Below are 23,334 nucleotides of genomic sequence, written 5' to 3'. Positions count from 1 at the left end.
AAAGCTCAAAAGAATTCAATCTCTTTTGAGCTTTTCTTTTTCGAGTGACTAGTAACGAGCTTTCGAGCTACGGTTAACCCTGCACTCTTCTCAACACTTCTTTCAGCAAATCAAAATCTGCCGCAAGATCTTCAGAAAGCAATTCCATCGCACCGTGTTTTGCTAATGGGCCAGGAACATCGATATCTGTATCCAGGATCTCATCCACAACTTCTTTGAATTTAGCTGGATGCGCGGTACATAAGAATAAACCGGTTTCACCTTCTTGAAGCTGCTGAGTTAGAACTCGGTATGCAATCGCACCATGCGGCTCACATAAGTAACCAAGGTTATTCAGCTCAACCACAGATTCAGCACTTTCTGTGTCCGTTACCATGCCTTTGCCTAGTGTATCTAGACCCCAACCTTTAATGCGGCATAGTTCTTCAATGCGCGGCCAGTTATTCGGTTGGCTAACATCCATCGCGTTAGACGTTGTCGCGACGGTTGGTTTTGGATCCCATTTACCAGTTTCAAGGTAACGAGGCACCGTATCATTAGCATTGGTTGCGGCAATAAAGCGCTTGATCGGTAGCCCTAACGCTTTAGCCAGTAGGCCAGCAGTTAAGTTACCAAAGTTACCACTAGGTACTGAAATAACTAAATTATCACGCTCAGCTTTAGTCATTTGAGCTGCAGCTTCAAAGTAGTAGCATATTTGCGCCATTAAGCGGCTGATGTTGATTGAGTTGGCTGAGTTAAGGCCGATCTCTTCACGCAATGCTTGATCATCAAAAGCTTGTTTTACTAATGATTGGCATGCATCAAAATCACCATCAATCGCCACAGTGTGAATATTGCCACCTAGGGTACAAAATAGTTTTTCTTGTAATGGGCTGATCTTTCCTTTTGGATACAAGATCACCACATTAATGTTTTCCATACCATAAAAAGCATGGGCAACGGCAGCACCAGTATCACCAGAAGTCGCGGTTAATATGGTAATCTTCTGGCCTTTATCTGCAGTGACAGCCGCCAAAGATTGCGCCATAAAACGGCCGCCGAAATCTTTAAAAGCCAACGTCGGACCATGGAAAAGCTCTAGAGCGTAAACGCCATCTTTGACTGATTTAATCGGTGCTGGAAATTGAAAAGCTGCCGACACCAGTTGACTCACCTGCTCAGCAGTTAACTCATCGCCAATTAACGCTGATAAAATCTTACTGCTACGGCTGATAAAATCTTCCGCTAGCAGTGATTCGATATCATCAAACTTAGGTAATTCTGATGGGAAAAATAACCCTTGATTACGGCCTAGACCTTGACGTACCGCTTGGCCAAAAGAGACCTGTTCATCATTTTCTTTTATATTGTACAGCTTCATAATTCACTTCCTGTTACTCTCGAACCTTCCTTGTCTAAACGACAAATATGCACGAAACCTTCATCATTTTGTATGTAATTTTCATTTAACCAATGTGCGACTCGTTCTGCCACATCTTTCTTACTACAAATAGTAAACAGTGTTGGCCCAGAACCGGAAATACCGCAGGCTAATGCGCCCGCCGACATCGCATATTGACGTGCATCTGCAAAACCAGGCAATAACTTAGCTCGATAAGGTTCTGCAATCACATCTTTAATCAATTTAGCTGCTAGCTCTGGTTGCCCAGAATGGCACGCATGAATAAAGCCACCGAGGTGACGACCATGAGCAATAATATCTTGGCGACGATATTGAGAAGGTAAAATTGAGCGTGCTTCTGCTGTCGACACTTTAATGCCCGGATAAGCCATTACCCAATACCAGTCATCAAAACAAGGCACTTCTTGGCTGATAATCCCAAGTTCTTCCAGCATTAACTGCAAGCCACCGAGGAAACAAGGCGCAACGTTATCGTAGTGAATGCCACCAGAAATTTGTCCTTCCATTTCACCCATTAACGCTAGCAGTTCCATTTCATTTAATGGTTGCTGGTGAAAGCGGTTTAACGCATCTAGTGCCGCTACAATGGAACAAGCACTAGAGCCTAAACCCGAGCCAATCGGCATGTTTTTTTCTAGTGTCATTTCCAGTGGCAATAAAGGAATATTTTTCTTTTCCAATTCACGGGCAAATACTTGCCAACAATGGTAGACAATATTCTCTTTCGGGTCAGTTGGAAGCTTCGCAACAAAGCTTCCTGCGGTTTTCAAATCAAATGATGAATCCGATGATTTAACTAAAACTCGGTCACCAAGCAAAGTACCATCAATTGGTGATACTGCAGCGCCAAGAACATCAAAGCCAACACTGACATTACCGATTGAGGCCGGTGCATATACTGCGACACTTTGAGGTTGAGACATAGACATAATTAAACTCCTAATTTCCAACCTAAAGTACGCATCACATCAGAGAATACGCCCGCTGCGGTCACTTGAGTACCAGCGCCATAGCCACGCAACACCAATGGAATTGGTTGATAATAACGACTATAAAAGGCTAGCGCATTCTCGCCATCTTTAATTTTATACATAGGATCATTTTCATCCACCGCAATCATTTTCACTTTACATTGGCCGTCTTCAATCGTGCCAACATAGCGCAATACTTTGCCCTCTTGAGCAGCTTTTGCTGAAAGGTCTGCAAAGTAAGCATCCGCTTGTGGTAGTCGCTCCATAAACTCAGCAACACTACCTGAATCATCAAAGCCCGGTGGTAGAGCTTGTTCAACAATCACATCATCAAGCTCAAGTTCCATACCCGCTTCACGAGCAAGGATCAGCAATTTACGCGCCACATCCATACCAGAGAGATCGTCACGAGGATCCGGTTCAGTAAAGCCATTTTCATTAGCGATATTGGTCGCTTGGCTTAACGTCATGCCTTCATCTAGCTTGCCAAAAATGTAAGATAGCGAGCCGGATAAAATGCCATTAAATTTCTCTAATTCATCCCCCGCTGAGATTAAGTTTTGCAAGTTTTCAATAACCGGTAAGCCCGCGCCTACCGTTGTTTCATACATCAATTTACGGCGAGTACTTCTCGCGGTTTCTCGTAGTTGATGGTAGTAACTCATGCTCGCAGTATTGGCTTTCTTATTCGGTGTCACTACATGGAAACCTGCCGCTAAGAAGTCGGTGTATTGATTGGCGATAGATTCACTCGAAGTACAATCGACTAATACTGGGTTAATAATGTGGTTACGTTGCACCAAAGCGATCATACGCGCTAGGCTGAACTCTTCCCTGGCATGCGCCATGCGGTCACGCCAATTTTCTAGCGGTAAACCATCACTATCAAGTAGTAAACCTTTTGAGTTAGCTAAACCGCATACTCGAATCACAATGCCTTTTTCTGCCAATTTGGCTTGTTGACGTTGGAACTGATCGACCAGCTCGCCACCAACACCACCGACACCAACCACGAATACATCGAGGAAGTGCTTAGAATTAAATAGATTCTCGTGACAAGCTTTGATGGCAACTGAGATTTTATCTTCTGGAATAACCGCAGAAATCGCGCGCTCTGAAGAGCCTTGAGCAATGGCGACGACATTCACGTTCACCTCAGCAAGTGAAGCAAAGAATTGTGAAGCTACACCACGTGCGGTACGCATCTTGTCACCGACTAAAGTTACAATCGCAACATCATCAGTAAACTCAATAGGGTCAAGCAACCCATCTTTTAACTCAAGTTCGAAGCCCTCTTGCAAGGCTTGCTCAGCTTTCTCTTTATCTTGCGCTTCAATACAGAAACTAATGCTGTATTCCGATGATGATTGAGTGATCAAGACAATGGAAACACCCGATGTCGACATCGCGCCAAATACACGGCTCGCCATGCCAACCATGCCTTTCATACCAGGGCCAGAAACATTGACCATTGTCAGTTGGCTTAAGGTGGTAATTCCTTTGATCGCAAGGTTATCTTCGCCAGTATCTTGACCAATTAAGGTGCCAGCACCTTGAGGATTAAAGCTATTTTTGATTAAACAAGGGATTTGAAATTGGGCAATAGGAGCGATGGTTTTAGGGTGAAGTACTGAAGCGCCAAAATAAGATAGCTCCATCGCCTCTTGATAGCTTAGCGATTTCAGTAACCGTGCATCTTCAACTAATCTAGGGTCACAGTTATAAACGCCGTCTACATCTGTCCAGATTTCACAACAATCTGCACGTAAACACGCTGCCAATACCGCTGCAGAGTAGTCAGATCCATTACGGCCTAAAGTCACCAATTCGCCTTTAGCATTACCAGCAGTAAAGCCAGGCATGATATTAATATGACCCGCTGGTAGAGGTTTGCGCTGGAAGTTGCCTGTCGAAATATCCACATCGACCATGGCTTCTAAATGATCGCCTTTCGCAAACAGGTACTCAACCGGATCAATTAAGCTCGCAGGCTTACCTTTGGCCTCGATAACCGCTTTCATTAATTGAATGGAAATACGCTCACCTTTACTGATGATGCGCGCATTGACATGATCGGGGCACATTCCTAATAGCGCCATACCGTGCACATATTGACGAAGTTGCTTCATTGAGGTCTTAACTTGAGTATCAAACGCTAAGTATTCCAATCCTTCGACTTGTTGTTTGATTTGCTCAAAAAGATCATAAAATGATTGTTCTAAGTCATTAATTAATAACTCTGCTTCACCATTTTTTAGTGTATTTTCAATCACTGCAACCAATTTATTGGTCGTTTTACCCGGTGCAGAAAGCACCACGGCCAAATCTTCTTGTTGAGCATTGTTAATAATTATATCTGCTGCCCTTAAAAATCGGTCAGCATCGGCCAGTGAAGACCCTCCAAATTTTAGTACTCGCATCCCTTCCTCCAAAATTTCACTTCTAAATTTGCATAAAAAAAGGCCTGTATCTGGTGGGATACAGGCCTTTTTTTGAAAACTTTCGCTTACCAGCCTGCCCCAACATTAATGGTGTCGGTCATAATTGAGGTCATAATGATGGTGCTGGTTAAAAACGTCATAGTCTATGTCTTATTTGTTATCAACTATCTCTACATTTACCGATTTAAAGGCGAAGAGTCAATGAAAAGTTACCTTTATTCTCATTTTGCTCAAAAATACAGACCAAAGACACAAAATACTCATCTCTCACCAATTCAAGCATCCTATCTCGCCCTGAATAAAATCATCATTAATAGAATAACCGTCACTGAGATTTAACATTCTCCTTTCAAACTGATTGATGCAAATCAACAAACCGAGAATTAGGCTATATTCACTTATTGTTAGCAAGCTGTTAAGACTGTAGACTCAAACACATACTCAACAACTCAGCTGCTTTTTCTATTTTTATCTATATTAAAGCTGTGCTTGTAAACTGTTTTACTGCTAATGACTCCCATGATGTAAATAAAGTTGCTAGCAAAATGTTATTTTTATCTAGAATTAATAAACCATTTAAAGTCATGATTTAGGTACTCCTATGCATACCCCACAAATTCTTATCGTTGAAGATGAACAAGTCACACGCAATACGCTGAAGACTATTTTTGAAGCAGAAGGATATACTGTTTTTGAGGCCATTGATGGCGATAACATGCACCAGATTTTGTCCGAAAACCCAATTAACTTGGTGATTATGGATATCAATCTACCTGGTAAAAATGGCCTACTTCTGGCTCGTGAACTAAGAGAACAAGCGAATGTTGCGCTTATGTTCTTAACCGGTCGCGACAACGAAGTTGATAAAATCTTAGGCTTAGAAATCGGTGCGGATGACTACATCACAAAACCATTTAACCCTCGTGAATTAACTATTCGTGCTCGCAACTTACTACAACGCTCTATGCATAGTGGTGATGCACAAGAAGACAAACGTACGGTTGAAAAATACGAGTTCAACGGTTGGGTACTTGATATCAATAGCCGCTCATTAGTTAACCCTATGGGTGAAAGCTACAAGCTACCGCGCTCTGAATTCCGCGCATTACTGCACTTCTGCGAGAATCCAGGCAAAATTCAAACTCGTGCCGATCTATTGAAAAAAATGACCGGCCGCGAATTGAAACCACACGACCGTACTGTTGACGTAACGATTCGTCGTATTCGTAAGCACTTTGAATCAATCGCTGATACTCCTGAAATCATCGCAACGATTCACGGTGAAGGTTATCGTTTCTGCGGTGAACTAAGCGAATAATCAAGCTTAAAACACTAGCTAACTAAAAGGCCCCGCATTTCTTTATTAAAGAAAGTGCGGGGCCTTTTGTTTTATGGCTATACCCAAGTTACTTCTTATATTGCTCTATCCATTGCTTCAAGGTATTAATATCTTGCTGGTAATATTGATTCATTTTCTCTATCCAGCCTGCGACATTTTCTCGCCATTCCGCAGCATCAGGTGTTTGAGCCAGTTGAGCGAGTTGCTGAATGCGTTGCAAACCCACCGAGCCCGCAGCGCCTTTTATTTTGTGCGCTTCCGAAACTACATTCTCATCATCACCAGCACTTAAATACTGATTGAGTTGCTGCATATAATCAGGAATGGTTTGCTCAAACATCAGTAGGCTATCTAAAACCGGCTGCTTGCCAACAATATCAAGATAAGAGAGCAACATTTCAGTATCAATCACCGATAGTTGAGTTTCCTCTTGTTGGCTTCCCCCTTCCGTATTTGGTGAGTTTACCGCTATTTTAGGGGCTGATTTAGCCCCTGATGATTTAGCTCCGGATGAATTATGACCAGAAGATTTACTTCCAAAAAAATCACCCACTACCTGATTAATATCTTTAATCGATAATGGCTTACTGATCGCAGCATCCATGCCTTTTTCAATGTATTCCTGCTTATTGGTCATCACATTGGCAGTCAAAGCAACGAGTGGTGGTAGCTGGGAATAGGTTTGTCGGAGCTGCTGAGCAATATCAAAGCCGGTCATATCGGGCAATTGAATATCTAAAAAGACCAAATCATAATCTTCTGGTTTAAAGCATCTCAGCGCCTCTTCTCCTGACATTGCCACGTTAAGACTATGCCCTAAGTTTTCTAATACCGAGCGAGCCACAGTGACATTTAGCTCAATATCTTCCACCATAAAAATACGCAGACTAGGTTGTGATTCCACATGACCAATGGCTTCTTCTATTTGCGTGACAGGCACTCGAATCGACACCACAAAGGTGCTACCAAACCCTAGTTCACTTGAGACGCTAATTTCGCCTCCCATACGATGAGCAAACTCTTGCGAAACGGCTAAACCAATTCCAGTACCGACGGCATGTAAGTTGTCTTTACCCGACTTCACTTGGTAGTACATGCCAAAGATATTATCGACTTCATGCTCTGGAATACCGATACCAGTATCTTCGATTTCAAACTCAATATTAGCAATATCCCCATCCACATCGGCACTAACATTAATGGTCACGCCGCCTTGCTTGGTAAATTTCATCGCATTGCTAACTAAATTCCACAACACTTGGCGCAATCGAGTGGCATCCACCATAATCGCAGGCGGAAGGTCAGTTAGGCGATCGAGCTCAAACGTAAGCCCTTTTTGCTCAGCCATTAAACAGGAAATGGTTTCAACATCAGTGATGAAACTGTGGAAGTCTGTTGCCGTTGGAAGCAGCTCAAGTTCTTTACGATCAAACTTATCAAGATCAATCACATCATTAAATATATGGCCTAAGGTAATGGCGCTGATATTGATAGTCTGCATGTACTGACGTTGTTCTTGATCGAGCTTTGAGTCGAGTAATATACGACTTAACCCGACAATACCGTTTAGAGGCGTTCTTAGTTCATGACTGATGGTTGAGATAAACTTGGTTTTATCTTGGCTGGCTTTAAGTAGCGCGTCTTGATATGCCTTGCGTTCGGTAATATCTCGCCCAAAGCCCACTAAGCCCAGCAATTGGTTTGACTTGTTATAGAACGGCAACTTGCGAAACTCAAAGTACGCTTTTTTACCATCTGGGTATTCAAGCCACAGATCGTAGGCCAACTCTCGGTTCTCTAGAAAAACCGTTTTATCCGTCTCTTCTACTTGCTGATGAGTCGAATTATCTTTATATACATCGTATATCGATAATCCCACCAGCTCAGATTCTGTTAATCCAACTAATTCTTCGAAAGCACGGTTACAACCGGAGAACAGCCCTTCGGTATTGCGGTAATAAATGAGATCAGGGGAAGCATCCAAAAATGAGCGCAATAAAGCGGTACGCTCTGCCAACTCCACTTGAGCTTTTTCACGTTGATAAACCTCATTTTCAAGGTCTTGCATAACCTCTAAACGAGCTTCTTCTGCTTTCTTTCTTTCATTAATTTCTTGATTCAACTTATGTATATTATTTTGCAGCTCTATATTTAATTGATGATCGCGTTGACGCATATCTTTGAGCTTATCGACCATTTTAGTTAAGCGCTGACGAGACTCTTCAAGTTGATCGACCACAACCGTTAAAAAATACACCGCCCAAGGAGTAATTAATAAACCAAAAAATACCGAGCGAATAATCACAATATTCTCTATATGCCCGATCAACACTAGGCTGACGACCGCTTGCAGTAATACTGAAAAGCACACTAACGCCAACGCCAGCAACATAGAGAATTTAACCATTCCCAATTTAACCAATAAATCGACATAATATTGGGCAAGGTTTTTTAACACATTCATGATGAAGTCTGATCTCCTGATCTAGCCTGTAGAGAAGAATGTAAGGTTTTAAGCTGAGTTTGATTGTTCCCGCCCAACTTAGCCGCATCAAGCGCTTGGCGAGCCGTTTCAACAATAGACAGTGAACTTAAATCTTTTTGCGGAATGCCACTAGCAACACCAACATTGACCGTAAAGCATTCTGATCCCAAGGAAGTCTGATGTTCAGTATTAAATTCAGCAATCGTTTGATGGATCTTATCTGCCACCAATAGACAGGCTGGTGCTTGAGTTTCCGGTAATAGCAGCAAGAACTCACCGTCAAACTCACCAACCGCGAGCAAGTCGGCTCCCCTTTGAATCACTTCTTCGAATTTTTCAGCAATAGTCACCAATAGCTCAGAGTCCATTTGCTCTGTATCATGCGTTTGCTCACGCTGATTAATATTCACATGACAAATCATCACAGTTAATGGTGATTGTTGACGTAATTGTAGTCGCCAAACGGCTTGTAATTGGCTGTAAAAATGTCGAGTGTTAGAAATTTTCAACCTTTGGTCAAAATGGCTTAGTTCTTGTAATTCTTCGTTTGCTTTAGCCAATTGCTGCTTAACTAAAAAATGCTCGGTAACATCTCTAGCAATGACTAAAGCGCCAGTATTTCCCGTGAAAGGTTCGGTATAAGGCGCTTTTAATACGTCATACCAAGTTGGCTTACCATCAATGTTTTTCACTTTATCAATAAAGCGAAGCGTCTGTTTTTCTTCGAGTACTTTAGTATCTGTCGCGGAAAACCTTTGGGCGATCTGTGGTGGCAAGATTTCATCAAGACTATGACCAATAATATCTTCAGTTTTGGCAATGCCTAGTGAGTCTGCATATGCCTGATTACAAGCTTCGTGAATACGGTTTTGGTTAAACATCGCAATAGGATCGGGCGATGCTCGTAATATAGACTGCAATAGGGTCTCACTTCTTGCGAGATCAAGCTCTATAGTGCGTCGTTTATCCATCTCATCTGAATAAGATTGCTGGGTATAATACCAATCGGAAACATCATGACTAATTCCAATGACGGCCTTCACGCTGCCATCTTCAGAGATTATGGGCGTGAGATGGGTTTCAAGTAAGCAATTATCACCATTAGGATCAGTCGTCCATCGCGGATAGGAACTTGTTCCACGGATGATATTGATATCTTCAGCGGCAACCCCCTCTTGCTCTCTATTTAACCAAAATCTCTCATAAGCTCGATTGGTAAATAGCATTTCACCATCGACACCTTTAATGAAGATATGCTCAGACAGGCAATTTAATGCTTCTAAAGTCAGTGGAAGATTGTTATCACGCTCGACATATTGAGATTTAGTGGCATGGACGACCAAAGTGTTACGACCCCGATAGCGAGCAGAGTGCTGAGTGAGGTGAATTGAGGGTTTATTGGTATCCGATACTTCCCATTCTTGATGCGGATTCATTCGCGCAGCATCCAGAATAGAGAGTAATTGTTGAGAGGAAACTCGAGCTGGAAGTAAAAAGCGTAACCCTACTTGGCGGATTGATAACTGTTGCATTGCCTTACGGTTTGCATCAACCACCACACCGGTATCAGCTTCCACCAAAAAGATCGCAGTAGGAGCATCTTTAATAGAAAAGACTAAACCGGTTCGGCGAGTATGATGAAAATAATAAATCACGATTAAAAATAATAGGATAACTAGAGCATCTAATACAAAGGTATGCTCTAACAACGAAAACCACTCCATGTTCCACCATATCGCTTCAAAATTAACTCGCATATATTACAAGTAAATAGATTGATTGTGGCGGATTGTTTCACACTTCAACTATAAAACTTTCCTCAATCAAAAATACTTGTGTCCACAGTTCTTTCTACTGTAATGAGGGTAGCCCTTATAAATAACAGTGATTTCACTCTAATTCCCCTGAACCGATAAGCAAACAAAAATAAATAAAAATTCAAAAAAACAGCATACTTTCCACATGATAGTGACCCTATGGTCTTTTAATATGCAAATTACGAAAAAAAATTAATCATTTTTGTGTAACTTTCGTTGGAATTACATAGTACAAAAATGTAGGATGGGGGCACGATGCTGTGTTTTTCGTGATAGATGTCACGTCAATATTTAGGAATAAATCGCTAGCATTTCCTTGAATGGAAGAATAAAAAACCACTAGTGTTTTGTATCACTTCCCAAAGGAACTAAGAAACAACTTTTTTCGCAAATAGTTTTCTGCGAATAATTGAAAGGAATCGCACTTACTAGACCGAGCAATGTCAGTAAGGAAGATTATAAGTACATAAAAGGACAAAGTAGCCATGTCGATAAGCATAGACGCTGATTCGCTAAGCTGCCATTTAACTTGGAAGGATGTATCTATGGTAAGTAGAGAGCAAAGTACACAAGGATTGTACACTCCTGAGCTGGAGCATGATGCCTGTGGGATCGGTTTTGTTGCTCACTTAAAAAACCGTAAATCTCACGCTGTGGTAACACAGGCGCTGGATATGCTAGCCCGCATGGAACACCGCGGTGGTCAAGGTTGTGACCCTTGTAGTGGTGATGGTGCAGGTATCTTACTGCAAAAACCTCATGAATTTCTTTTAGAAGAAGCCGTCAAACTCGGTATCAAACTCCCATCATTTGAAAAATATGGTGTTGGTGTTGTTCTATTCCCTAAAGATGAGCATAAACGCCAACAGTGTCGCGATATTTTAGAACGCAATGCTAAGCGCCTTGATCTTGAAATTTTAGGCTACCGTGTTTTACCAGTCGATAATTCAATGATCGGCGAAGATCCACTCAGCACCGAACCTCAATTCGAACACGTTTTCATTTCTGGTGGCCCGAGCATGGATCCAGCAGAGCTTGAGCGTAAGCTTTATGTGCTACGTAACTACACAGTTCGCGTGTGTCTTGAGTCTGTATCTAACATTGGCGATGATTTCTATATCAACTCATTGTCTTATAAGACTTTGGTTTATAAAGGCCAGCTCACCACAGATCAAGTTCCTCAATACTTCTTAGATCTACAAAACCCAACCATGGTGACAGCGTTAGCACTTGTGCATTCTCGCTTTTCAACCAACACATTCCCAAGATGGCGTCTTGCACAGCCATTCCGTTACATTGCCCACAATGGTGAGATAAACACCGTACGCGGCAACTTAAACTGGATGAAAGCTCGTGAAGCCATTTTAGAATCAAACTTATTCTCAAAAGCCGAAATCGACATGCTACTGCCGATTTGTTCTGAGAATGGTTCAGATTCATCTAACTTTGATATGGCATTAGAACTACTGGTTCTTTCTGGCCGTAGCTTGCCACATGCTTTAATGATGTTGATTCCTGAGGCATGGCAAGAAAATAAAAACATGGATCCAGCCCGTCGTGCATTCTACCAATACCATGCCAACATCATGGAACCTTGGGATGGCCCGGCTTCTGTTTGTTTCACCGATGGTGTTCAAGTAGGTGCAACACTTGACCGTAACGGTTTACGTCCTTCTCGCTATACCGTAACCAAAGATGATTTCTTGGTAATGGCATCAGAATCTGGCGCAGTTGAAATTGCACCAGAGAACATTGAATACCGTGGCCGCTTACAGCCAGGTCGTATCTTTGTTGCCGATCTAGAACAAGGTCGTATTATTTCTGATGAAGAAGTAAAAGATAGTATTGCTACCGCTAAGCCTTATGAGCAATGGGTTCAAGACAACCTACTTACTCTAAAAACTCTGCCTGATGCCGATAACATGCATCACCAGCCTTCTCCTGCTCGCTTGCTACAACATCAACAAGCGTTTGGTATTACTAGCGAAGAAGTCAACGACATCATTCATGTGCTCGCAGAAACGGGTTATGAACCTCTGATGTCAATGGGTGCAGACTGGCCATTAGCAATATTGTCACACCAATCTCAGCACTTATCACACTACTTCAAGCAGCTGTTTGCTCAGGTAACTAACCCACCAATCGATCCGATTCGTGAGCGCATGGTTATGTCACTTAACACCTACCTAGGTCGTGACCATAACCTGTTAACTGAAACGCCTGAACACTGTCGAAAAGTAGAGTTAGAGTCACCTGTTTTATCTAATGCAGAGCTTGAGAAACTACGTGCAATCGATAATGAGCACTTGCAAGCCAAAACATTAGACATCGTTTTCCGTGCCACCGAAGAGCCGGGTAAACTAGAGCGTGCACTAAAACGCATTTGCCAATATGCAGAAGATGCAGTGGTAGATGGTTACTCGATTATTCTGTTAACCGACCGTGCAACCAACTCTAACCACGCGGCAATTCCAGCCATGTTGGCGGTTGGCGCAGTACATCACCACTTAATCCGTAAAGGTTTACGTGCGAAATGTGACATCGTGATCGAAACAGGTGATGCTCGCGAAACGCACCACTTTGCAACTCTAGTCGGTTACGGTGCCAATGCGGTTAACCCATACTTGGTCACAGAAACGATTGTTGATCTTCAGAAGAAGAAAAAACTCGATCCTGAAGTCCCAACTGAAGACTACTTCAACAACTACCGTAAAGGCATCAATGCTGGCTTGTTGAAGATTTTCTCTAAAATGGGTATTTCTACACTACAGTCTTACCATGGCGCACAAATCTTTGAAGCGCTTGGTATTAGTAAATCTGTCGTTGATAAATACTTCACAGGTACCGTTTCTCGTATTCAAGGTTTAACCATTGACGATATCGCACGCGAAGTGTTGATCCGCCATCGTGTCGGTTACCCAACCCGTGAAATCCCAATTCAAATGTTGGATGTCGGTGGGGTTTACCAGTGGAAACAACGTGGTGAAAAACACCTGTTTAACCCTGAAACGATTTCATTGTTGCAACAATCGACACGTAACAAAGACTACGCGCAGTTTAAGCAATACGCGAAAACGGTTGATGATCAAGGTGATAACGCTGCAACACTACGTAGTCAGCTAGATTTCATCAAAAACCCAGCAGGTTCAGTACCACTTGAGGAAGTTGAGCCAATTGAAAAAATTCTGAAACGCTTTGCCACAGGTGCAATGAGTTTTGGTTCTATTTCTTACGAAGCTCACTCAACCCTAGCGGTTGCAATGAACCGTATTGGCGCTAAGTCAAACTCTGGTGAAGGTGGTGAAGACCCAATTCGCTTTGAGAAAAAGGCTAATGGTGACTGGGAACGTTCGGCAATCAAACAGGTTGCTTCAGGTCGTTTCGGCGTAACTTCTTACTACCTAACTAACGCTGATGAGCTACAAATCAAGATGGCTCAAGGCGCGAAACCAGGTGAAGGTGGTCAGCTACCAGGTGATAAAGTGGATGATTGGATCGGGGCGACTCGTCACTCGACTCCAGGAGTTGGCTTAATTTCACCACCACCGCATCACGATATTTACTCTATCGAAGATTTAGCTCAGCTGATCTACGATCTGAAAAATGCTAACCGCGACGGTCGTGTCAACGTCAAGCTAGTATCAGAAGCGGGCGTAGGTACCATTGCATCAGGCGTTGCAAAAGCAAAAGCGGATGTCGTTCTCATTGCTGGCTTTGATGGTGGTACAGGTGCATCACCTATGTCTTCAATCCGTCACACTGGTTTACCGTGGGAACTTGGCCTAGCCGAAACTCACCAAACCCTACTGAAAAACGGCCTACGTAACCGTATCGTTGTTCAGTCTGATGGTCAGATGAAAACACCTCGTGACCTTGCTGTCGCTACACTACTTGGCGCAGAAGAATGGGGCGTAGCAACCGCTGCACTAGTGGTTGAAGGCTGTATCATGATGCGTAAGTGTCACAAAAACACTTGCCCAGTTGGTATCGCAACACAAAACAAAACCTTGCGTGAGCGCTTTGATGGCCGCGTAGAAGATGTCGTGACTTTCTTCCAATACATGGCTGAAGGTTTGCGTGAAGTAATGGCAGAACTTGGTTTCCGTACTATCGATGAAATGGTTGGTCAATCTCACAAACTTAAAGTACGTGATGATATCCAACACTGGAAATATAAGAACCTCGATCTTAGCCCTGTACTTCATATTCAACCGCCTCGTGCTGAAGATGGTATCTACAATCAGAAACCACAAAATCACGGCTTAGAAGCGGTATTGGATCGTAAGTTAATTGAAGCAGCTCAACCTGCTTTAACTAAAGGTGAAGCAGTAGAAGCCCTCTTCCCTATCATTAATACCGACCGTAGTACGGGTACTATGCTGTCGAATGAAATTTCGAAAGTATATAAAGACCAAGGTCTACCAAAACCAATGAACGTTAAGTTCACCGGTTCTGCTGGTCAGTCATTCGGTGCTTTCCTTGCAAAAGGCGTTAAGTTTGAAGTGGAAGGCGATGCCAATGACTACTGGGGTAAAGGTCTATCAGGCGGTACATTAGTACTCTACCCTGATCGTCGTTCGACAGTGGTGGCTGAAGATAACATCGTAGTGGGTAACGTATGTTTCTACGGTGCAACATCAGGTCAATCCTTTATCCGTGGTATGGCTGGTGAACGTTTCTGCGTTCGTAACTCTGGCGCACACGTAGTTGTTGAAGGCGTTGGTGACCATGGTTGTGAGTACATGACTGGTGGTTCAGCCATTATCCTTGGCTCAACAGGCCGTAACTTTGCTGCTGGTATGAGTGGTGGTGTGGCTTATGTGTGGGATAAAGATGGTGACTTCGATAAGAAGCTCAACCCAGAGTTAGTGGATGTCGATCCAATTGAAGCTGAAGATAAAGCGTTCATTAAAGATATGCTGACCAAGCATGTTGAGTACACTGGAAGTACAGTGGCGCAAAACTTCTTAGCTGATTTTGAAAACAACCTAGCAAGCTTGGCAAAAGTTATGCCTCGTGATTACAAAGCTGTATTGCAAAAGCGCAAACAAGCCGCAAACAAGGAAGAGTTGGAGGCCGTCAATGGGTAAGCCTACTGGATTTTTAGAGCACGGACGTGAACTACCGAAAAAAGTCGATCCGAGTGTTCGTATACAAGACAATAAAGAGTTCGTACTCGATGAGGAGTTTGGTGAAAAAATCAATACTCAAGCTTCTCGCTGTATGGATTGTGGTGTGCCGTTTTGTCATAGCGGCTGCCCAATTGGGAACATCATTCCTGAATTTAACGATGCGGTATACCGTGATAGCTGGGAAGAGGCTTGGAATATTCTAAGCAGCACCAATAACTTCCCAGAATTTACTGGTCGCGTGTGTCCTGCACCATGTGAAACCGCTTGTGTACTGGGTATTAACCAAGACCCTATTACGATTTGTAATATCGAGAAAAACATTGCTGAACGCGCCTATAAAGAAGGCTTTGCTAAAGCACGTAAACCTCGTAAACGTACAGGAAAAACCATTGCGATTGTCGGTTCTGGCCCTGCTGGTTTATCAGCAGCAGAACAGCTCAATGCCGCGGGCCACTCAGTGACCGTATTTGAGCGTGATGAAAAAGTCGGTGGCCTACTACGTTTTGGTATCCCTGACTTTAAACTCAGCATGGACGTCATCGACCGTAAAATCGACTTGATGGCAGAAGCTGGCGTTAAATTTGAAGTTAATGCTCATATTGGCGTTAACATCAATGCTCAGCAATTGCGTCAAGAATTTGATGTGATACTGCTTACCGGTGGTTCTACAGTTCCTCGTGATTTACCAATTCCGGGCCGCGAGCTAAAAGGCGTCCATTTTGCGATGGAATTCCTAGGTCAAAACAACCGTCGCGCTAACAACATGGATCTAAAAGGTGAAGAAATTCACGCTAAAGATGATCATGTTGTGGTTATCGGTGGTGGTGATACTGGCTCTGACTGTGTAGGTACATCAAACCGTCATGGTGCAGCAAGCATTACTCAAGTAGAAATCATGCCGATTCCACCTGAGCAACGCCCGGCTAACCAACCTTGGCCTCAATATCCAATGATCATGAAAACCACCACTTCTCACGAAGAAGGTTGTGAGCGTCATTGGAATATTTTGACTAAAGAGTTTATAGGCGATGAAAACGGTAATGTAAAAGAATTACGCATTGCAGATATTGTATGGGATGACGCCAAACCAGGTGAACGCCCAGGATTTAAAGAAGTGGAAGGCTCTGAGCGAGTCATTCCATGTACCAAAGCTTTCTTAGCTATGGGCTTCTTACATCCTGAGCCAAGCGGCGTACTTGCCCAATTGGACATCAAACTTGATGATCGAGGCAATGTCGCAGCCGAAGGGTACGCTACCAATCAAAAAGGTGTGTTTGCAGCAGGTGATATGCGTACTGGTCAATCACTGGTTGTTCGTTGTATCAATGAAGGTCGTGAATGTGCTCGTGCTGTGGATGCTTACCTAATGGGTAACTCACACCTAGAAGCAAGAGCCGATTCTTTGATGAAATCTGCGTAAGCAACTCAATAATATGATCCCCAAAGCCCCGTTGATTCGGGGCTTTTTCGTATCCTGACGAGGATTAGCTCAAGGTATTAAAATTAAAAAGGTAATTAAAGATGCGAAAACTCAGCACCTTAGCTATGGTTATATTACTTACTGGTTGTACTCAGAGTTATGCGATGAAAGATAATAATCCCGATTTACTATGCAGCTCGAAACCTAACTGTGTTTCCACTCAAGAGCTAAGAAGTGATTATCAAGTTGCCCCATTTGAACTCATTTCAGAAGCGACAACTATCGATGAAATAGAGCAAGTGGCATTGACTTTAAAGAGAACCAAAACAGTCAACAAAACCGATGAACGCTTGCATTTAGAATCCACCAGCCTGATTTTCAGATTTGTTGATGATCTTCATATTGTTAAACAAGGCTCACTGCTTCAGGTTCGCTCAAAATCTCGTGTTGGTTACTCTGATTTTGGCGTCAACAAAAGCCGCGTAGAAGCATTACGTGAAAAATTAATTGCCGCGAATTTACTCAAACCAAGCCCCTAAAATTAAATCTGTTATGCTACAATCCCGCCATCTTTGACCCATATAGAGTAGACAGATTATGAAAGTTGGCATTATTGGCGCAATGGAACAAGAAGTTGCGATACTAAAAGAATCACTGGTTGGCTGTGAAACAACAACTCGAGGTGGTTGCACTTTTTATACTGGCAGCATTAATAATGTGACAATTATCCTTCTGCAATCAGGTATTGGTAAAGTCTCAGCCAGTATCGGTACCACTCTATTAATTGAATGCTTCCAACCTGACGTCATCATTAACACAGGTTCTGCTGGCGGATTTGATCCAAGTTTAAATCTAGGTGATGTGGTGATCTCAACAGAAGTTCGTCACCACGATGCCGATGTCACTGCATTTGGTTATGAAATCGGTCAAATGGCAGGTCAACCAGCGGCTTTCACTGCCGATCCAACCTTAATTGAGATCGTAGAAAAAGCACTACAAGGCATGAAAGATACTCACGCGGTACGTGGTTTAATTTGTACTGGTGATGCCTTTGTTTGTACGCCAGAAAAACAAGCGTTTATCCGCCAACATTTCCCTAATGTGATTGCAGTAGAAATGGAAGCCTCAGCCATTGCACAAACTTGTCATCAGTTCCGCACACCGTTCGTGATCGTGCGTGCCATTTCTGATGTAGCAGATAAAGAATCACCAATGAGCTTCGAGGAGTTTCTACCTCTTGCAGCCAAACGTTCATCAGAAATGGTGATCAATATGCTTGCTCAAATGCAGTAAGTGACAGACTGATACCCAAGTGATTTATCTTCAAATAACTTGGGTATCAATATAGCTCAAGGATGAGGAAACTATAAAATATGTACGCTCGTATAGTTACATCGCTAATTTTACTGACGCTATTTTTATCCTCAAAAATATTAGCCGCCCCACTTTCCCCCCATGTAGCGCAACGTGTAATAACCCTATCTCCACATGCTACTGAACTCGCTTTTTCTGCAGGACTTGGCGATAAGCTGATTGGGGTAAGCCAGGCTAGTGACTACCCACAAGAAGCCAAAAATATTGAGCAAGTGGCTAATTATCAAGGCATCAAATTAGAACGCATTTTAGCGCTACAACCCGATCTCGTGATTGCATGGAAAAAAAATGCAAACTCTCGTGAGCTCGATCAATTAGAAAAATTTGGCATTCCTATCTACTACTCATCGATTGAAAGCTTGGACGATATTCCCAAAAATCTAAGACAACTCAGCCTATGGGCGGAAGACTCATCATTGGGGCAAAATAATGCCGCTAAATTTGAAGCTGTGTTAACTCAACTACGCTCTCTGTATCACAATCAAGCCAAGGTTCGCTATTTTTATCAACTCAGCCAAAAGCCGATGATGTCTGTCACTAACCCCAATTGGCCGACTGATATTTTTCAGATCTGTGGTGGAGAAAATGTACTAACTACTACCCGTGTTGCTTATCCGCAAATCAGCGTCGAACAGGTTATCGCCTTACAACCTGAGGTGATTTTTAATTCTCATTTCGCCACTAGCGATGACACTAGATGGCAAAACTGGCCGCAGATACCAGCAGTTGAGCATGGTTTTATCTGGTCGGTTAACCCAGATTGGTTATCACGCCCAACCATGCGTAGCTTAAAAGCAATAAAACAAGTGTGTGGTTACTTTGATAAAGCTCGCGCAAAATAACCATTTGGCGTGAACGGTTTTTCCCAGTAGAATCTGCGCCAACTTTAACCTTCTCAGACCCAAACGAAGACCATACCTCATGGATATCAGCCTACTCTATTTGTTTGATTTATTCGGCACTGCCATCTTTGCCATTTCAGGAGTACTACTTGCGGCTCGATTGAAAATGGATCCTTTTGGCATGGTAGTACTCGCCAGTGTAACGGCCATCGGCGGCGGCTCTATTCGCGACATGATGTTAGGCGCAACGCCAGTATTTTGGATCATCGATAACAATTATTTATGGGTAATTTTTATCACCTGCCTAGCAACACTATTACTCGTCAGACAACCCAAACAACTGCCTTGGTATTTTCTGCCTGTTTGTGATGCCATTGGCTTAGCGGTATTTGTCGGAATTGGCGTAGAAAAAACCTTATTACTACAAGATTCAATGATGATCGCGGTGATCATGGGAGTATTAACGGGCTGTGGCGGCGGTATTATTCGCGATATTCTCGCCCGTGAAATCCCAATGGTACTGAGAAGTGAGATCTATGCGACCGCGTGCATTGCTGGCGGGATCACCCATACGCTCGCTTTATATTTTGGCCTACCGTCTCAACCAGCATTTTTACTAGGGGTAGCCACCACACTCAGTATTCGCTTAGCGGCTATACGTTGGCACTTATCTCTGCCCACCTTATCAATGAAAAGCTAATTCGCTTTGATATATAAAATATAAACAAGGGCGAGACAATAGACACAAAAAAGGGAGCTCATAGGCTCCCTTTTGATTGATATAACTAAGCGATATTACTTGATAGTAATACGTGCAAACTTGCGTTTACCGACTTGGTATACCGCAGTACCGGCTTCTGGTACTAACTTAGTATCTTCAATTTTCGCGCCATCAATTTTTGCTGCGCCTTGACGAATCATACGCATGGCATCTGATGTTGAACCGACTAAGCTCGCTTCTTTTAATACGTTACCAATGGCCATACCTGATTCAAATTCAAACTCTGGCATTTCATCTGGCATCGCACCTTTTTGGAAGCGGTTAATGAACTCTTGCTCCGCCGCGTCTGCATCGGCTTCACTATGGAAACGTGCAATGATTTCTTTGGCTAACAAAATCTTCACGTCACGTGGGTTTTTACCTGCTTCCACATCCGCTTTAAATTGCGCAATTTCTTCTAATGGACGGAAAGAAAGAAGCTCGTAGTAGCTCCACATTAACACATCAGAAATAGACATGATCTTACCGAACATTTCAGTCGGAGATTCACTCACACCAATGTAGTTATGGGCAGATTTAGACATTTTCTTCTCGCCGTCTAAACCAACCAACAAAGGCATCATCAGTACTACCTGTGGCTTCTGGCCATTAGATTTTTGCAGTTCACGTCCCATCAACAAGTTAAACTTCTGGTCAGTACCACCCAGTTCAACATCGGTTTCCATCGCGACAGAATCATAACCTTGTAGTAAAGGATACATAAATTCATGAATAGCAATTGGCTGATTATTTGAGTAACGCTTTTTAAAGTCATCACGTTCAAGCATGCGAGCAACGGTTTGATTCGCCGCTAAACGGATCATGCCTTCTGCACCAAGTTCCGATAACCACTCAGAGTTAAACTGAATTTTAGTCTTCGCAGGATCTAGGATCTTAAACACTTGTTGCTTATAAGTTTCAGCGTTGGCTAGAACATCTTCACGCGTCAATGGTGGACGAGTAGTGTTTTTACCCGTTGGATCACCAACCATACCAGTGAAGTCACCGATCAAAAATGTTACTTCGTGACCCAGTTCTTGGAAGGCACGTAACTTATTTAAAATAACGGTATGACCTAAATGGATATCTGGCGCAGTAGGATCGGCACCCAATTTAATTCTTAATGGGCGGCCTTCTTTTAATTTGGCAATCAGTTCTTCTTCTGGAATTAGCTCTTCTACACCACGCTTAATTTCAGCCAGTGCCGCTTCAATGCTCGACATTTAGGTTTACTCCAACAATTCTGTAAAAATACGTATCAGAACATAATACGCAATAGCGCTGTTTTTGGAAACCAGTTAGACTGACTCATCTTATTTTTCCGAGCAATTAATTGCCTTAATAACAGAATTTTTTTTAATAATGCGCGCATTCATTAGCCAACTACCTATTTTTCATAAAGCACTGATCGGGTTTATCAGTGCTTTAACCGTTATCGTGACGTTTTCCTTACCTGATATGGAAGAGTTAACCCAACATGAGCCTCGCTTAAAAGTCGGCAAACACTACCCACTGGTTATTCCTGAAGACACCTTTATTCAGCAAAGCCCACCAAAGGTATTTACAGACTGGGAAACTTACACAGTAAAACCGGGTGAAAGCACTTCATTATTGTTCAACCGTATTGGGTTATCGGCTCAATTACTCTATCAATTAGTCTCTTCTAATGAAGAAATTGAGAACCAACTTTCACGACTACGCCCTGGCGATAAACTGGTTTTTGGTTTTAATGAAGACCATGAGTTTACTCAGTTGATCCGACCAATCTCAGCTTATGAATCTTTCCGTATCTCAAAAACCAAAGATGGCTTTCGCTCGCATATTGAGAAAAAAGAAATCAACAAACATTTTAACCATGCGGAAGCGACCATTACTTCTAATTTCTGGAATGCTGCGGTGACATCTGGATTAACGGCAAACCAAATAATGTCATTGGCTGGTATCTTTGGTTGGGATATCGATTTCGCACTGGATATTCGTTCCGGTGATAATTTTAAAGTGTTATTTGAAGAGCAATTTGTCGAAGGCAAAAATATTGGTGGCGGAAAGATTCTGGCGGCAGTGTTTACTAACCAAGGCACAACATTTGAAGCGGTTCTCAATCCAGAAGATGGCAACTATTACGGCCCAGATGGTCGAGCAATGAAAAAAGCCTTTCTGCGTTCACCGATTGATTTTCGTCGCGTAACCTCTAATTTCAACCCAACTCGTCGCCACCCAGTGACAGGTAAAGTAGTTGCACACCGAGGCACCGACTATGCAGCTCCAGTGGGCACACCGATCTGGGCGGCTGGTGATGGTATTGTCGAAAAAGCCGGTTATAACCAATTTAACGGTAATTACGTGTTTTTACGCCACAGCAATACCTATATCACCAAATACTTACACATGAAAAAGCGCTTAGTGAAAACCGGTCAACGAGTGAAGCAAGGCGATACCATAGGGACATTGGGGGGAACCGGACGCGTCACCGGCCCTCACTTACACTATGAATTTTTGGTTCATGGCATACATAAGAACCCTAGAACGGTGGATTTACCTCAATCGAGATCATTAACTGGTGATAAGAAAACTCGCTTTGTTAAACTTGCCAAGCAGCAACTTGATAAGTTAAACCAGTACGATCATCGTTTAATTGCTCAAGATAAATAATCAAAGCTGATATACCCTTAAATAAAAAATGCCCAGTTGATTTAATTATCAACTGGGCATTTTACTTGAAACTATTTATAAATTTCTTGAGCTTAAGTCTCGCGATTAAACGCTAAATGATGCGCCACAACCGCAAGTTGTCGTTGCATTTGGGTTGTTCACGAAGAAGCGAGAACCTTCAAGACCTTCGGTATAGTCAACCACACCACCAATTAGGTACTGTAAGCTCATAGGGTCCACCACCAGTGTCACACCTTGCTTAACAATAGTCATATCGCCGTCATTTACCTTCTCATCAAAAGTAAAGCCGTATTGGAAACCACTACAACCGCCACCAGTAATATACACGCGCAATTTTAGATCTGGATTTTCTTCTTCAGAAATCAGCATTTTAACGCGAGACGCAGCAGTGTCAGAAAAAGATAATGGTAATTGCTCATCGCTCATGACGACCTCTCTCATTAGCGTTGTTACCAAGTTATCTACTTGGCACGACGATTTGGGTAGAACACACTTCATCATTGAAATGAATTTCAGATAGCTTGATTATCTAATACCTGACCTTATCGTTCAAGTATTCATCGTGAGTTAATCAAAATTAAACTAGACCCAAGTAACTTAACAGAAACAGGATTGGCTTTTTTCTACTAAAAACTAGACCTTTTCTCCGAAAATCCCAACCATAGCCAAAAACCT

15 protein-coding genes and 1 other annotated feature are annotated in these 23,334 nt (G+C 42.7%); of the genes, 8 read left to right on the top strand and 7 right to left on the bottom strand.

Annotated elements, in window-relative coordinates; all coding sequences use genetic code 11:
• Positions 1-73: 73 nt before the first annotated feature.
• From thrC to thrA, 3 genes are read right to left on the bottom strand one after another with little or no spacing between them, the layout of a single operon-like run.
• Positions 74-1,363 carry a threonine synthase gene (thrC, locus tag L3V25_RS13610; protein ID WP_237296053.1) on the bottom strand — a complete coding sequence of 430 codons (1,290 nt, stop codon included), beginning with the start codon at positions 1,361-1,363 and terminating at the stop codon, positions 74-76.
• Entirely contained in the window at positions 1,360-2,328 is a 969-nt protein-coding gene (gene thrB / locus L3V25_RS13605) for a homoserine kinase (RefSeq protein ID WP_237296105.1), read from the bottom strand. Before thrB ends, thrC begins: the two co-directional genes overlap by 4 nt.
• An 8-nt stretch (positions 2,329-2,336) precedes the next feature.
• The gene (thrA, locus tag L3V25_RS13600) at positions 2,337-4,796 is read right to left on the bottom strand and encodes a bifunctional aspartate kinase/homoserine dehydrogenase I (protein WP_237296052.1); all 2,460 of its coding nucleotides are present in this window, start codon (positions 4,794-4,796) and stop codon (positions 2,337-2,339) included.
• Between the two features lie 33 nt (positions 4,797-4,829).
• Positions 4,830-4,953: a sequence feature (Thr leader region), on the bottom strand.
• Between the two features lie 465 nt (positions 4,954-5,418).
• Between thrA and arcA the strand changes: the two genes are divergently transcribed.
• Positions 5,419-6,135 carry a two-component system response regulator ArcA gene (gene arcA, locus L3V25_RS13595; protein ID WP_237296051.1) on the top strand — a complete coding sequence of 239 codons (717 nt, stop codon included), beginning with the start codon at positions 5,419-5,421 and terminating at the stop codon, positions 6,133-6,135.
• 88 nt (positions 6,136-6,223) lie between these two features.
• Here the strand turns inward: arcA and arcB are convergent, their stop codons facing one another.
• Positions 6,224-8,620: an aerobic respiration two-component sensor histidine kinase ArcB gene (gene arcB / locus L3V25_RS13590; RefSeq protein WP_237296050.1), complete on the bottom strand. Its 2,397-nt coding sequence runs from the start codon at positions 8,618-8,620 to the stop codon at positions 6,224-6,226.
• Positions 8,617-10,365, bottom strand: coding sequence for a PAS domain-containing protein (locus L3V25_RS13585; RefSeq protein ID WP_237296049.1), 1,749 nt, complete (start codon positions 10,363-10,365; stop codon positions 8,617-8,619). The genes arcB and L3V25_RS13585 overlap by 4 nt, the downstream gene beginning before the upstream one ends.
• 638 nt (positions 10,366-11,003) lie before the next feature.
• Here L3V25_RS13585 and gltB point away from each other — a divergent pair.
• From gltB to L3V25_RS13555, 6 genes are all read left to right on the top strand, one after another.
• Positions 11,004-15,548 (top strand): glutamate synthase large subunit, encoded by a 4,545-nt coding sequence (gene gltB / locus L3V25_RS13580; protein WP_237296104.1) that lies wholly within the window; start codon positions 11,004-11,006, stop codon positions 15,546-15,548.
• Positions 15,541-17,010 (top strand): glutamate synthase subunit beta, encoded by a 1,470-nt coding sequence (locus L3V25_RS13575; RefSeq protein WP_237296048.1) that lies wholly within the window; start codon positions 15,541-15,543, stop codon positions 17,008-17,010. The genes gltB and L3V25_RS13575 overlap by 8 nt, the downstream gene beginning before the upstream one ends.
• A gap of 101 nt (positions 17,011-17,111) precedes the next feature.
• The gene (locus tag L3V25_RS13570) at positions 17,112-17,549 is read left to right on the top strand and encodes a DUF1499 domain-containing protein (RefSeq protein WP_237296047.1); all 438 of its coding nucleotides are present in this window, start codon (positions 17,112-17,114) and stop codon (positions 17,547-17,549) included.
• A 58-nt stretch (positions 17,550-17,607) separates the two neighbouring features.
• On the top strand, positions 17,608-18,303 hold the full coding sequence (gene mtnN, locus L3V25_RS13565; protein ID WP_237296046.1) for a 5'-methylthioadenosine/S-adenosylhomocysteine nucleosidase: 696 nt from the start codon (positions 17,608-17,610) through the stop codon (positions 18,301-18,303).
• 80 nt (positions 18,304-18,383) lie between these two features.
• Positions 18,384-19,226, top strand: a complete 843-nt coding sequence (locus L3V25_RS13560) for a cobalamin-binding protein (RefSeq protein WP_237296045.1) — start codon at positions 18,384-18,386, stop codon at positions 19,224-19,226.
• A 79-nt stretch (positions 19,227-19,305) separates the two neighbouring features.
• A complete protein-coding gene (locus L3V25_RS13555) occupies positions 19,306-19,926 on the top strand; it encodes a TRIC cation channel family protein (protein ID WP_237296044.1) in 621 nt (206 codons plus the stop codon).
• 95 nt (positions 19,927-20,021) lie between these two features.
• Here L3V25_RS13555 and tyrS read toward each other — a convergent pair whose 3' ends face one another.
• Entirely contained in the window at positions 20,022-21,209 is a 1,188-nt protein-coding gene (gene tyrS / locus L3V25_RS13550; protein ID WP_237296043.1) for a tyrosine--tRNA ligase, read from the bottom strand.
• A gap of 139 nt (positions 21,210-21,348) precedes the next feature.
• Between tyrS and L3V25_RS13545 the strand changes: the two genes are divergently transcribed.
• The gene (locus tag L3V25_RS13545; RefSeq protein ID WP_237296042.1) at positions 21,349-22,638 is read left to right on the top strand and encodes a peptidoglycan DD-metalloendopeptidase family protein; all 1,290 of its coding nucleotides are present in this window, start codon (positions 21,349-21,351) and stop codon (positions 22,636-22,638) included.
• A 105-nt stretch (positions 22,639-22,743) separates the two neighbouring features.
• Here the strand turns inward: L3V25_RS13545 and erpA are convergent, their stop codons facing one another.
• Positions 22,744-23,085, bottom strand: coding sequence for an iron-sulfur cluster insertion protein ErpA (erpA, locus tag L3V25_RS13540; RefSeq protein ID WP_086961842.1), 342 nt, complete (start codon positions 23,083-23,085; stop codon positions 22,744-22,746).
• Between the last annotated feature and the right edge of the window lie 249 nt (positions 23,086-23,334).

It is taken from the genome of Vibrio sp. CK2-1 (assembly GCF_021726515.1).
Classification (GTDB): Bacteria; Pseudomonadota; Gammaproteobacteria; order Enterobacterales; family Vibrionaceae; genus Vibrio.
This window is presented reverse-complemented; position numbering and strand designations above follow the sequence as displayed.

Excerpts from the sequence above, each read along its gene's own strand:
- thrC (WP_237296053.1), bottom strand. The coding sequence starts at position 1,363 with ATGAAGCTGTACAATATAAAAGAAAATGATGAACAGGTCTCTTTTGGC.
- thrB (WP_237296105.1), bottom strand. The coding sequence starts at position 2,328 with ATGTCTCAACCTCAAAGTGTCGCAGTATATGCACCGGCCTCAATCGGT.
- thrA (WP_237296052.1), bottom strand. The coding sequence starts at position 4,796 with ATGCGAGTACTAAAATTTGGAGGGTCTTCACTGGCCGATGCTGACCGA.
- arcA (WP_237296051.1), top strand. The coding sequence starts at position 5,419 with ATGCATACCCCACAAATTCTTATCGTTGAAGATGAACAAGTCACACGC.
- arcB (WP_237296050.1), bottom strand. The coding sequence starts at position 8,620 with ATGAATGTGTTAAAAAACCTTGCCCAATATTATGTCGATTTATTGGTT.
- L3V25_RS13585 (WP_237296049.1), bottom strand. The coding sequence starts at position 10,365 with ATGGAGTGGTTTTCGTTGTTAGAGCATACCTTTGTATTAGATGCTCTA.
- gltB (WP_237296104.1), top strand. The coding sequence starts at position 11,004 with ATGGTAAGTAGAGAGCAAAGTACACAAGGATTGTACACTCCTGAGCTG.
- L3V25_RS13575 (WP_237296048.1), top strand. The coding sequence starts at position 15,541 with ATGGGTAAGCCTACTGGATTTTTAGAGCACGGACGTGAACTACCGAAA.
- L3V25_RS13570 (WP_237296047.1), top strand. The coding sequence starts at position 17,112 with ATGCGAAAACTCAGCACCTTAGCTATGGTTATATTACTTACTGGTTGT.
- mtnN (WP_237296046.1), top strand. The coding sequence starts at position 17,608 with ATGAAAGTTGGCATTATTGGCGCAATGGAACAAGAAGTTGCGATACTA.
- L3V25_RS13560 (WP_237296045.1), top strand. The coding sequence starts at position 18,384 with ATGTACGCTCGTATAGTTACATCGCTAATTTTACTGACGCTATTTTTA.
- L3V25_RS13555 (WP_237296044.1), top strand. The coding sequence starts at position 19,306 with ATGGATATCAGCCTACTCTATTTGTTTGATTTATTCGGCACTGCCATC.
- tyrS (WP_237296043.1), bottom strand. The coding sequence starts at position 21,209 with ATGTCGAGCATTGAAGCGGCACTGGCTGAAATTAAGCGTGGTGTAGAA.
- L3V25_RS13545 (WP_237296042.1), top strand. The coding sequence starts at position 21,349 with ATGCGCGCATTCATTAGCCAACTACCTATTTTTCATAAAGCACTGATC.
- erpA (WP_086961842.1), bottom strand. The coding sequence starts at position 23,085 with ATGAGCGATGAGCAATTACCATTATCTTTTTCTGACACTGCTGCGTCT.